Annotated in this window: 10 protein-coding genes and 2 pseudogenes; 11 read left to right on the top strand and 1 reads right to left on the bottom strand. The window is 66.1% G+C overall.

Translation table 11 applies throughout. The features are described from left to right. Positions 1-7 precede the first annotated feature (7 nt). The 11 genes and pseudogenes from BLW05_RS25365 to BLW05_RS35540 form a co-directional block, all read left to right on the top strand. On the top strand, positions 8-994 hold the full coding sequence (locus BLW05_RS25365; RefSeq protein ID WP_256330488.1) for a Bug family tripartite tricarboxylate transporter substrate binding protein: 987 nt from the start codon (positions 8-10) through the stop codon (positions 992-994). Further along, positions 991-1,974, top strand: coding sequence for an NAD(P)H-dependent flavin oxidoreductase (locus tag BLW05_RS25360; protein WP_093166345.1), 984 nt, complete (start codon positions 991-993; stop codon positions 1,972-1,974). The genes BLW05_RS25365 and BLW05_RS25360 overlap by 4 nt, the downstream gene beginning before the upstream one ends. Next, positions 1,964-3,457: a carotenoid oxygenase family protein gene (locus BLW05_RS25355; protein WP_093166344.1), complete on the top strand. Its 1,494-nt coding sequence runs from the start codon at positions 1,964-1,966 to the stop codon at positions 3,455-3,457. Before BLW05_RS25360 ends, BLW05_RS25355 begins: the two co-directional genes overlap by 11 nt. After that, on the top strand, positions 3,454-4,695 hold the full coding sequence (locus tag BLW05_RS25350) for an acetyl-CoA acetyltransferase (protein WP_093166343.1): 1,242 nt from the start codon (positions 3,454-3,456) through the stop codon (positions 4,693-4,695). Before BLW05_RS25355 ends, BLW05_RS25350 begins: the two co-directional genes overlap by 4 nt. Before the next feature lie 41 nt (positions 4,696-4,736). Beyond that, complete coding sequence (locus BLW05_RS25345) at positions 4,737-5,147, top strand: nuclear transport factor 2 family protein (protein WP_093166342.1); 411 nt, start codon at positions 4,737-4,739, stop codon at positions 5,145-5,147. After that, the gene (locus BLW05_RS25340) at positions 5,144-6,175 is read left to right on the top strand and encodes an SDR family NAD(P)-dependent oxidoreductase (RefSeq protein ID WP_093166341.1); all 1,032 of its coding nucleotides are present in this window, start codon (positions 5,144-5,146) and stop codon (positions 6,173-6,175) included. The genes BLW05_RS25345 and BLW05_RS25340 overlap by 4 nt, the downstream gene beginning before the upstream one ends. Positions 6,176-6,177: 2 nt before the next feature. Then, the gene (locus BLW05_RS25335) at positions 6,178-7,164 is read left to right on the top strand and encodes a Bug family tripartite tricarboxylate transporter substrate binding protein (RefSeq protein ID WP_093166340.1); all 987 of its coding nucleotides are present in this window, start codon (positions 6,178-6,180) and stop codon (positions 7,162-7,164) included. 72 nt (positions 7,165-7,236) lie between these two features. After that, positions 7,237-7,443 (top strand): hypothetical protein, encoded by a 207-nt coding sequence (locus BLW05_RS36065; protein WP_177142805.1) that lies wholly within the window; start codon positions 7,237-7,239, stop codon positions 7,441-7,443. A 17-nt stretch (positions 7,444-7,460) separates the two neighbouring features. Then, positions 7,461-7,642, top strand: a pseudogene (locus BLW05_RS25330) (FAD-dependent monooxygenase); the annotation flags it as partial. A gap of 228 nt (positions 7,643-7,870) precedes the next feature. Beyond that, positions 7,871-8,896 carry a class I fructose-bisphosphate aldolase gene (locus BLW05_RS25325; protein ID WP_093166339.1) on the top strand — a complete coding sequence of 342 codons (1,026 nt, stop codon included), beginning with the start codon at positions 7,871-7,873 and terminating at the stop codon, positions 8,894-8,896. 5 nt (positions 8,897-8,901) lie between these two features. Next, positions 8,902-9,033, top strand: a pseudogene (locus BLW05_RS35540) (IS630 family transposase); the annotation flags it as partial. 260 nt (positions 9,034-9,293) lie between these two features. Here the strand turns inward: BLW05_RS35540 and BLW05_RS25315 are convergent. Beyond that, entirely contained in the window at positions 9,294-11,300 is a 2,007-nt protein-coding gene (locus BLW05_RS25315; protein ID WP_093166337.1) for a hypothetical protein, read from the bottom strand. Positions 11,301-11,453: the final 153 nt, after the last annotated feature.

Genomic DNA, 11,453 nt, shown 5'->3' with positions numbered 1-11,453 from the left:
GACAAGCGTGCTCAAGCGAAATTTCATCCAAGGCATGGCCGCCTTGCTGGCCACCACCTGCGCCGCCTGGCCGGCCGCGGCGCAGACCTTTCCGGAACGCCCGGTGCGGGTGGTGGTGCCCTTTGCCGCCGGCAATACCCTCGACGGGGCATTGCGGCAGGTGGCCGTGGACTTCCAGCGAAGCACCGGGCAGCCCCTCATCATCGACAACAAGGCCGGCGGCGGCGGCATCATCGCCGCCACCACCGTCGCCCATGCGGCCCCCGACGGCTACACGCTGCTGCTGAGCAACACCAGCATGCTGGCGATCAATCCGCACACCTTCGCCAAGCTGCCCTACGACGCCGACAAGAGCTTCAAGCCGGTGACCGGCTTCCTGGGCGCGTCCCTCGTGCTGGCGGTGAACGCAGCCAACGTGCCGGCGCGCACCTTGTCGGAGTTCATCGCATGGGCGCGCAGCAACCCGCCCGGCGGCGCGTCGTATGCATCCTTCACCGCCGGGAATTCCTCCCACTTCGCGGGTGTCATCCTCAACAAGCGCGCCGGACTGGAGATGGTGCACGTGCCGTTCAACGGCACGCCGCCGGCGGTGCAGAACCTGGTGGGCGGGCAGGTGCAGGCGGCCTTCCTGCCTCTGTTGGCCGTCAAGCCGCAGGTGGACAGTGGCAAGGTGCGCGTGCTGGCCGTCTCGACGCCCAAGCGCTCGCCGCTGATGCCCGACGTGCCGACCTTTCGCGAAGCCGGCTTTGCCGACCTGACGATCTACATCTGGTCCGGCCTGTCCGCCCCGGCGGGCACGCCGGATGTGGTCATCGCGCGGCTCAACACCGAGTTCCGCAAGCTGCTGGGCAATCCCGAACTGCAGCAGAAGTGGCGCGAGCTCGATTTCGAGGCCTTGCCCATGTCGCCCACCGAGTACCGCGATTTCGTGCAGGCCGACAGCAAACGCTGGGCCGAGGCGGTGCAGCTTTCCGGCTTCAAGGCAAGCGAATGAGCGGCGTCGATCTTCTTCTTCGCCTGCGCGTGCCGGTCGTGGCCGCACCCATGTTCCTGGTGTCGGGGCCGGATCTGGTGCTGGCTGCCTGTCGAGCGGGCATCGTCGGGGCCTTTCCCACGCCCAACGCGCGGCCCATCGACGTGCTGGAGCAATGGATGCGCCGGATCACCGAGGGCCTGGCTCGCGCCGGCGAGACGCAGGACCCGGCCACGCTGGGCCCCTGGTGCGCCAACCTCGTCACGCACTCTTCCAACACCCGTCTGCCCGACGACCTGCAACTGCTGTCGCGCTACCGGCCGCCGCTGGTCGTGACGGCCCTGGGCAGCCCGAAGCCGGCGCTGAAGCGCGTGCATGACTACGGCGGCCGCGTGATTGCCGATGTGACCAGCCTGACGCTTGCGCGCAAGGCGGTGGCCGCCGGTGCCGACGGCCTCGCCTGCATCTGCAGCGGCGCGGGCGGGCACACGGGCTCGCTCTCGCCATTCGCCTTTGTCAGCGCAGTGCGTGAATTCTTCGACGGGCTGGTGATCGTCGGCGGGGGCATCAGCGACGGATGGGGCGTGGCCGGCGCCATCGCGGCCGGCGCCGACCTGGTCTACATGGGCACGCGCTTCGTCGCCACCGCCGAAAGCATGGCCGACCCGGGCTACAAGAAGATGCTGGTCGACTGCGGCAGCGAGGACATCGTCGTCAGCGCCGGGCTGACCGGCACGCCCGCGAGTTGGCTCAAGCCCTCTCTGCGCGCCAATGGCATCGACCCGGACAACATGCCTTCCGCCCCGCCCAGGAGCTACGACAGCAACGACGTGGGCAAGCCCAACCGCTGGCGCGACATCTGGGCCGCGGGCCAGGGCGTGGGCGCCATCAAGGCCGTGGAGCCGGTGGCCGCCGTGGTCGATCGGCTGTGCGCCGAGTACCGGGACGCGGGGCGCCGCTTCGCCCGTCGAACCCAGGAGAGCCTGCATCATGCAAATTGACGTGATCGACCGGGTGCACTCGCCGCTGGTGGGCAGCACCCACCCCTTCATGAGCGGGCCGTTCACGCCCAATCTGGTGGAGCTCAATGCCCGCGAGCTGGAAGTCATCGGGGAGATTCCGCCGCGACTCGACGGCGTCTACCTGCGCAACACCCAGAATCCCGTGCAGCAGCCTCGGGGTACCTACCACCCCTTCGACGGAGACGGCATGCTGCACCTGCTGAGCTTCCGGCGCGGGCAGGTCGAATACCGCAATCGATTCCTGCGCACCAAGGGCTTCATCGAGGAGCAGCGCGCAGGCCGGGCGCTGTACGCAGGCCTGATCGACAAGCCCTCCCTGTCCGAGCGCCCAGGCTGGGGCGCACGCGGGGGCCTGCGCGACACCGCGGCCACCGACGTGATCGTTCACGCGGGTGAGGCGCTGGCCACCTTCTACCAGTGCGGCGAACCCTATCGCCTGGATGCGCGCACGCTGGACATGAAGGGCGTCTCGCCATGGGCGGCGCGGGTGCTGGCCGATGGCGGCATCTCCGCGCACCCCAAGGTGTGCCCGCGCACCGGCGACCTGCTCTTCTTCAACTACTCCAAGCAGGCGCCGTACATGCACTATGGCGAGGTGGACCGCAACGACCGGCTTGTGCACTACGTGCCGGTGCCGTTGTCGGGCCCGCGCCTGCCGCACGACATGTGCTTCACCGAGAACTACGCGATCCTCGATGACTTTCCGCTGCACTGGGACGAGGCGCTGCTGGCGCAGGGCCGCCACAAGCTCGTGTACCGGTCCGATCGACCCACGCGATTCGCCGTCGTTCCGCGCCGCCACATGGCCAGCCGCGAGATCCGGTGGTTCGAGGCCAGCCCCACCTACGTGCTGCACTGGCTCAACGCCTGGGAAGAGGGCAGCGAGCTGGTGATGCACGGCTATCACCAGAAGGAGCCGATGCCCAAGGCAGGCTATGACAACTCGGGCAACACGCTGGGCCCCGAGCGCTACGGGCCGACGCTCTACGAATGGCGGCTGGACCTGGCCACCGGAAAGACCACCGAGCGCCGCCTGGACGAGCGCCTGCTCGAGTTCGGCATGGTCAATGCGCGCCACTGGGGCAGGCCCTACCGCTATTCGTACAACATGGTGGCGCACCCCGGCTCCTTCCTGTTCGACGGCATCCTGCGCTACGACCACATCAGCGGCCGGTCGCAGCAATACCTGTTCGGCGAAGGCCGCTTTGGCAGCGAATCACCGATGGCCCCTTGCCATGACGCGCAGGCCGAGGACGACGGCTACGTCGTGAGCTTCATCACCGACATGAAGGCCGACCGGTCCGAATGCGTGGTGCTGGATGCGCGGGACATATCCCGTGGTCCGGTGGCGCGCATCGTGCTGCCGCACCGCATCAGCAGCGGCACCCATTCCTGCTGGGCAGATGGCAGCGAGATCAAAGAGACAGCACAAAGCCGGCAGGCGAAAGGAGACAGTGCATGAATTCCCCCGTCTACATCCTCGGCGGCCACCAGACCGACTTTGCCAAGGCCTGGGCGCGGCAGGGGCAGGACATCTCGGACATGACGCGCGAAACCGCGCTGGGTGCCATCGAAGCCAGCCGCGTCGACGCGTCCGACATCCAGAGCATCCACGTGGGCAACGCCTTTGGCGAACTGCAGCGCCGTCAGGCCCACCTGGGCGCCATGGTGGCGCAGGTGGCGCCCGAGCTGTGGGGCGTGCCCGCCATGCGGCATGAAGGGGCCTGCGCCTCGTCGTCGCTGGCGGTGCTCAGCTCAATGGCCGAGATCGAGGCGGGCCGCTACGACTGCGTGCTGGTGCTTGGGGTGGAGGAGTTCAAGAACCTCCCGGGCAACGAGGCATCGGTCAACCAGAACGCGGCGGCCTGGCAGGACCGCGAGGGCTTCGACTGCACCTTCATGTGGCCCGCCGCCTTCGGTCGCGTGGCGCAGGAGTATGGGAAGCGCTACGGGCTGGACCGGCGGCACCTGAATCGCATCGCTGAGATCAACTATGGCAACGCGAAGCGCAACCCGCTGGCGCAGACGCGTGCATGGCGCTTCGACGAACTTAGCTTCACCGACGACGACCAGGCCAACCCCCTCATCGAGCCCGGCACCCGGCGCCAGGACTGCGGGCAGATCACTGACGGCGGATGCGGCGTGGTCCTCGCCTCGGCGCGGTTTGCGCAGGCGCATGCACGGCGCACCGGCCAGGGCCTGGACCAACTGGCGCGCATCGCCGGGTGGGGCCATCGCAACGCGGGCCTTCGTCTTCTGGACAAGTTCGAGCGCAGCCGGGACCAGCCCTACGTGTTCCCCCACCTGCGCACCGCCATCGAAGATGCGTGGCGGCGTGCCGGCGTGCAGGACGTGCGGTCGATGGACGGCATCGAGACGCACGACTGCTTCACCACCACCGAATACGTCGCCATCGACCACCTGGGCCTGACGCCGCCCGGACAGAGCTGGCGGGCGGTGGAAGACGGCACCATCGCCCCCGGCGGCGCATGCCCCGTCAACATGAGTGGCGGCCTGATCGGCTGCGGGCACCCGGTGGGCGCCACCGGCTCGCGCATGCTGTTCGATGCCGCCCGACAGGTGGCCGGCAAGGCGGGCGATTGCCAGATCGAAGGGGCGCGTCGCATCCAGACCCTCAACATCGGTGGCTCGTGCGCGACTGTGGTGAGCTTCGTTGTCGAAGGCGGGCAGCCCGCGTGATGTCCAATCAATCTATAACTGACCAGCGAGACAAAGAAAGCATGACGACCTCGATCAGCAACGAGCGGAAGATGGAACTGTTCCGCACCATGGCGCGTTCCTGGCATGAGCAAGACTGGGAGACCTGTGCCGGCCTCTTCGCGCCCGACGGCATCCTGCACTCGGTGATGCTCGCTCCGGTGGTGGGGCGCCAGACCATCCTCGATCGCATCTCCAAGCTGGGCGGCGCGAACAAGCAGGTGACGCTCAACATCGAGCGCATGGGCGTCATCGACGGAGCCCTGGTCGTGCAACGCGTGGACGAGATCACCATCGACGGCCGGCGTGGCGACTGTCCGGCCGTGGGGGTCATCGAGTTCGACGGCGACAGGATCCGGTGCTGGCGCGACTATTACGACCGCGACATGCTGGCGCGCGCGGCTGGCCACGACATACAGAAGGTGCAGCCATGAGCGCATCCGGACAGGCTTCGGCTTCGTTGCCGCCCAAGAGCAACAATGCGCCGCTGAAGAAGATCATCAGCTTCTATGTACGCTTCACGCCGAGCTACAGCAAGATCGGCTTTCACGCGCGCAGCCTGTTCTGGCGGCGGCTCGATGCTGACTTCCGCGGCCAGACCTGGCTGGTGGTGGGCGGCTCTGAAGGCATTGGGGGATCGGCGGCGCGCTCGGCTGTCGCCGCAGGCGCCACGGTGATCTGCGTGGGCCGCGACCCCCGCAAGATCGAGGCCTTCGCAGGTTCCACGGCGCATCCGCAGCGCGTGATCGGCGAGGTGGCGGACTTCTCGCTCGTTGCGAGCGTGCGCGAACTGGCCGCGCGCCTGCAGGACCGCGGCGTGAAGGTGCATGTGCTGGTTAACAACGTGGGCATCCAGAAGCGCGACCAGATCCTCACCCGTGAGGGCCTGGAAACCTCCTTCGCCACTAACATCCTGAGTCACTACCTGTTCACCCGCGAGCTGCTGGAGCGGGGACTGCTGGCCGAGGATGCGACTGTCATCGAAACCTCCTCGGGCGGCATGTACAACCATCCCATGGTGGTGAAGGACCTAAACATCACCGGTTCGGGCTACCTGGGCGTGCGGGCCTACGGGCTGTCCAAGCGCGCGCAGGTGATGCTGACCGAATACTGGCGCCGAAGGTTCGCGGGCAGCCAGCGCCGCTTCTACGTGATGCACCCGGGCTGGGTGGACACCGCGGCCGTGGGCCGCTCCATGCCGCGCTTCAGGGAGACGCTCAAGTCCGTTCTGCGCAAGGATCCGCAAGGCGCGGACACCATCGTCTATCTGGCGGCAGCCCGCCCGCCACAGAAGGCCGACGAGGCCATCTGGTTCGACCGCAAGGAGCGCGCAGCGCACATCTTCCCCAGGACCCGACAGAGCACCGAGACGCCGGAATCGCTGGTGGCCTACCTCGACGGCTACGGCGGTGCGCCCGCTCCTCTCGGCTCGCGACCAGCAGCTGACCGGCAGGGGAGCTGAACATGGCACGCACCCTCGCGCGCGCGCTGTTGCACACCATGCTGCCGTTCATCGCATGCAGCGCATTTCTTTCGGCCGCTTTCGCGGACACCTACCCGAGCCGGCCGGTGCGGATCGTCGTGCCCTATCCGGCCGGCGGCGGATCGGACGCCATGTCCCGGCTGGCGGCCGAGCATCTCCAGGTCTCGTTGAAGCAGCCGATCGTGGTGGACAACAAACCCGGGGCCGGCTCGGTGATCGGCTCGGACTTTGTCGCCAAGTCGGCGCCCGACGGCTACACGGTGCTGTTCAACATCCCGTCGCTGGTGCAGGCGCCCTTGCTGCAAAAGGGCGTTCCCTTCGACCCGGTGCGCGATCTAGTTCCCGTGACCTCATTCGTGAGCGCGCCCGTGTGGCTGGCGGTGAGCGTGTCGCGTAGCAAGGCGACGAACGTCGAGGGCCTGCGGGCCGAGGCGCAGGCCTCCGGGCGCGGCCTGGAGTACGGCTCGTGGGGCAATGGCACCACCAACCATCTCTTTGGCGCGCTGCTGATGAAGAGGATGAACATGCAGGGTGTCCATGTGCCTTACAAGGGCAGCGCCCCGGGCACGCTGGCGCTGGCCAGCGGCGAGATCGTCTTCATGCTGGCCGACTATGTTTCGCTGCGCCCGCACGTGGAGACTGGGCGGGTTCGCATCCTGGCCTCCACCGGCACGCGCCGGCATCCGCTGACGCCTGCGGTGCCGACCTTGTCCGAACTGGGCTATGCGGGCTTCGAGTCGGTGGGCTGGGGTGGCTTCTTCGTGCCCAGGGGCACCCCGCCGCCGGTCGTGGCGCAGCTCGAGCAGGCCGTCGCCACGGCGGCACGCGATCCGGCCGTGATGGTGAAGATGGCAGGCCTCGGTTACGAGCCGGGCGGAAAGCTGCAGCCTGAGTTTGCCAGCGAGGTGAGGCAGGACGCGGAGCGCTGGCGGCGGACCTTCGAGGAAGTAGGCTTCCAGGCGGAGTGACCCCGGCTACCCAATGGGTGCAGCATCGCGTGAGTGCCGCCCGTGGGACAGCAGCGCGGTACGGAGCGCGGCGTGGCCGTGCTTGCGCCCGAAGAGCGTAAGCGCATGCGGCAAGAGCGCTCTTGCAAGCTGGCCGTTGCGTTGCATCAGCGGCTCACTGCGGAGCGGCAAAAGATGCCCGAAGGGCCAACTCTCGAAAAACGTCAACTGCCCACACAGGCGGCCAGCCGCATCGACGAATTGCTGCCCCATCACTGGCAACCAGCAATGAGCCCCTGATCGGCGCCCGTCGTCAAGAGGTCGGCCAGCGGGTGACGGACCAATTCGATGACGTGCCCGTCGGCAACACCAGCGGGCGTCTCCCACGCGTGTTCATCGCTGGCGACGCCTGCCACAGGAACTCGGCGAAGGCCGGGCAGGGCAGGGCATGAACGTGTCGATTCAGGACGCCTTCAATCTGGGCTGGACGCTCGCCGCGGCGCCGCCGCTCATTGCTGCGCGGCCAAGCGATCGGGGAGACAAGGCTTTTCCTCCATCGCCGGCCGGCCATCAGGCGGCGAGCTGACGGCGATCCCCTCACGTAGCTGACGCAGACGCACCCGAACGCGGCGCCCCGACCGGCCCGCGTCGCATGGCATCACGTCAACAGGGACTTGTGTCGCAGCGCCTCCCGCGAGAGACTGAACGTCCCGTACGGAGGATTTCCATGGCCACTCCCGACGAACTCCAAGCGACCATCGACGCGCTCGTTCAGAAAGGCAAGGGGATTCTGGCGGCCGACGAAAGCGGACCGACCATCGCCAAGCGATTCAAGACGATCGGCGTGGAATCGACCGAGGAGAACCGGCGCGCTTATCGCAGCCTGTTGCTGGCGACGCCGGACCTTGGCCGGTACATCAGCGGCGTCATCCTGTACGAAGAGACCCTGAGCGATCGCACGGATGATGGCGAGCCGCTGCCGCAGTTGGCAGTGCGACAAGGGATCGTGCCCGGCATCAAGGTCGATGCGGGAAAGATCCCGCTCGCGTTGGCACCCGGCGACGAGATCACGCAAGGCCTCGATGGGCTCGCCCAACGTCTCAAGGGCTACAAGCAGCAAGGCGCGCGATTCGCGAAATGGCGCGCCGTCTACAACGTCTCCGACACCTTGCCAAGCCGCGCAGCGATCGAAGCCAACGCGGAAGCGCTTGCTCGCTACGCCGCGGTCTCGCAGGAGCAGGGCGTGGTGCCGATCGTCGAGCCCGAGGTGCTGATCGACGGCGATCACACGCTTGCGCGCTGCGCGGAGGTGACGCAGGCCGTTTTGCACGAGGTCTTCCGCGCCCTGAGTCGCCATCGGGTGGCGTTCGAACACATGTTGCTCAAGCCCAGTATGGTGGTGCCGGGCAAGGCGAACGCGTTACAGGCAACGCCCGAGGAAGTGGCTTCGGAGACGATCCGCGTGCTGCGCAGGGCGGTGCCAGCGGCGGTCCCGAGCATCAACTTCCTGTCCGGCGGACAGTCTCCTGTCGAGGCGACGGCCAATCTGGATGCGCTGAACCGACAGGGCCTACAGCCGTGGCAGCTGAGCTTCTCCTATGGACGCGCGCTTCAGGAGCCTGCGCTGCAGGCCTGGCAAGGCCGGTCCGCCAACGTGCGTCAAGCCCAGGATGCGCTGCTCAAGCGCGCACGACTGAATGGCGCGGCCAGCGTGGGTGCGTACAGCGCGGACATGGAAAACGCCAGCTCTTGATCCCGCAAACGAGCCTGAGCCGCACCGGCGTCTTTGACATCTGCAAGCGTCATGAGGAGGCCGGCGCAAAGGCGCTGCTGGATGCGCCCGTTGGCCGCAAGCGAATGCCCGCAGAGGGCCAGCATGCAGTCCTCCGCACGTGCCGGGTTGGAAGACCGCTTTCGCTGCGCAGAAGGCTCGGTGTCGAAATGAAGACACCAAAGCATCCCCCGGTCCGCTTTCGATGCGAAGCCACGTGTGTAGGAGCTCCCCCAGGACGCGGAGTGGCAGAGGGTACAGAGGCTCTGCTACTCAAGGCCCATGCTTGGGGGCCACCGTGTCAGAGCAGGACGTTACGCCTGCGTGGGTGCGCAAGTACGCCGCAGAATTCTGCGGAGGAAGCGGTAGTCAAGCTGCCTCAGGCCGGATAAAAGCCATCGCCGTATCCCGAGATGACTGCAGGTCGGAAGCCGCGAGGAGCGAGCTCATCGAACGTCCTTTGGTAGCCGCTCGCATCGAGTCCATGCCGCGCTTCCCAGGCATTCACGGGAGCGCCCCCGCGGTGCCAGATCGCGGCGTAGTTGGCGACACCGCTATTGGAATAGCCGCTCACGCACACTAGACGGAAGCCGCGACCAACTGCATCGTCAAAGGCCGCTTGGTATTGACTGGCTCTCAGGTTGTGCCGGCCGATGAACTCGATGCCGGGCAGCTTTCGCCAGATGGCAGCAAACTGAAGGCCGAAGTTGACACGGTATCCGCAGACATGGACTGGGACAAAGCCGAGCGCGGCAAGGGCGTCAAAGGCTGCTTGATACTCATTTGGCAATAGACCGTGTCGTGCATGCCATTCGGGAGCAGGTCCTTGTTCGAAAAGCCCGACATATCGGGCTTCGCCATTCTCCGCGTAGCCCGACACGACTAGCGGCGAAAATCCATCGGCCACAAACTGATCGAATGCAACTTGATAGGCCGCGCCCGTGAGACCATGCCGAGCCGCCCAGGCTCGGCCGCCAGACTTGATCCAGACAGCGTTGAATCGTGCTCCGCGCCCTTCTGAATAGCCGCTCAGAAATGCCGGACGGAATCCCTGCGCGGGCAATGTGTCGAAGAGGTGTTGATAGGCGGTGGCGTCGATGCCGTGCCTCGCTTGCCATGTCTCGCCGCCCGCGGGGACGAACAGCGCGGCGAAGCGTGTATTGAAGCGGCTCAGTTCGACGGGCTCGTTCGTCACTCCACGTTGCTCGTGAACGTCGCCAAAGTCGAAGTCGGCCTCCAGCTTCACGCCAGTCAACGTCCCCGGCTGGGTCGGCGCAGTGCCGGACGCAATGAACGCACTCAAGCGCCGACCGTTGTCCATGAACTGGCCGTTGACGTCGTGGCGTCCATCCGCCATGTAAGCGTGTCCCAAACGCGTGGGTTGGCCGGGTGCCGGAAAATCCTCGGAGCGGCGAAGCAGCATTCGGAAATCCCCGTTCCGAGTCTTGACCCGCCAATTCCCCAGCCAGCAGGCCTGGTTCTGAACGAAGGTGGGGTCTACAACGCCGGTTATGTACCAACCGCTCAAGATCTGCCAGTTGGGATCGTTCTGGTAGGCAATCTCGATGAACTTGTTCTCGCCCCAATGGTTCTTCGCGATGAAGACCTTGCGGTCGCTGTCGAATCCGATGAGCGTCAGCACATGCCCCCCTACGGGCGCGGTCAGGTGCTGGACGTCACAAATGACCTCGCGATTGGATAGGATGACGTTCTCCAGGCCCTCGATGTCGGGATTCCCGCCAAGGCTGGCGAAACCAGTCGCGCGATAGCGGCAGTTGACGCGCGCAATGAGCGGAATGTGCTGCTCGCAAAACTCGATCGCGTCGAAGTCTTCCTGCGAAACGAGCGACGCCACGCCTGCGAATCCGAGAGTCGGCAAGATTCCCGTGAGCGCGGCCTGGCTCGGCAAGTAGGGCGCGAGCGCCTCGTTGGGGACCGCGTTCTCCGACAACTTCTTGGCGATGTCGCCTGCACCCTGAAAGCCGGTGAGCGATGAATTGTTCTCTACCGGCTGGGTCACCGGTCCGCCCGCTGCAGTTCTATTCAAGGCAAAGGTCTTTCCCATGTGGAAGATGTACTCCTCGGACAGATCCAGCGTCAGTCCAAAGTGCCGGTGGTAGGCTGCCTCCAGCGCTGACGCGCCTGCAAAGGCCCAGCAAGTGCCGCGGTCGGACTGATTCTTGAATGGTGTCTGGTCGGCGGCGAGCGACCACGAGTGTGGCCTTCCTGCGAGCAGTAACGAAACGGGTCCTCGTCGGCCGACGAGGCCGGCGCGTTCGGCCAACTGAAGCGCGGCCTTGATCGACGCACCGTGGATCGTCGAATCTAGCACCACCGGAAAATTGTGTGCCGGAACGCCTGCGGGCGCTGCAAACATGTCTGTCATATCGATCGCTCCCTATGAGTTAATTGCTCTCTCGATGGAACCGGAGCGGCTCACGTCGCGGGGGCAACTGCTACGACTAGATCACATGGTCGACCACGACGCATCCTCTAGTTGTGCGATGAAAGGAGATGTAGAAGGGAGCCCCTCAGGTTG

The sequence above is a fragment of the Variovorax sp. YR216 genome, from assembly GCF_900107745.1.
Taxonomy (GTDB): domain Bacteria; phylum Pseudomonadota; class Gammaproteobacteria; order Burkholderiales; family Burkholderiaceae_C; genus Variovorax.
Note: the sequence above shows the minus strand (reverse complement) of the source record. Positions and strands in the feature narration are given on the sequence as shown.

What these genes read in the sequence shown, in the direction of transcription:
- BLW05_RS25360 (WP_093166345.1), top strand. Translation starts at nt 991, where the DNA reads ATGAGCGGCGTCGATCTTCTTCTTCGCCTGCGCGTGCCGGTCGTGGCC.
- BLW05_RS25355 (WP_093166344.1), top strand. Translation starts at nt 1,964, where the DNA reads ATGCAAATTGACGTGATCGACCGGGTGCACTCGCCGCTGGTGGGCAGC.
- BLW05_RS25350 (WP_093166343.1), top strand. Translation starts at nt 3,454, where the DNA reads ATGAATTCCCCCGTCTACATCCTCGGCGGCCACCAGACCGACTTTGCC.
- BLW05_RS25345 (WP_093166342.1), top strand. Translation starts at nt 4,737, where the DNA reads ATGACGACCTCGATCAGCAACGAGCGGAAGATGGAACTGTTCCGCACC.
- BLW05_RS25340 (WP_093166341.1), top strand. Translation starts at nt 5,144, where the DNA reads ATGAGCGCATCCGGACAGGCTTCGGCTTCGTTGCCGCCCAAGAGCAAC.
- BLW05_RS25335 (WP_093166340.1), top strand. Translation starts at nt 6,178, where the DNA reads ATGGCACGCACCCTCGCGCGCGCGCTGTTGCACACCATGCTGCCGTTC.
- BLW05_RS25325 (WP_093166339.1), top strand. Translation starts at nt 7,871, where the DNA reads ATGGCCACTCCCGACGAACTCCAAGCGACCATCGACGCGCTCGTTCAG.
- BLW05_RS25315 (WP_093166337.1), bottom strand. Translation starts at nt 11,300, where the DNA reads ATGACAGACATGTTTGCAGCGCCCGCAGGCGTTCCGGCACACAATTTT.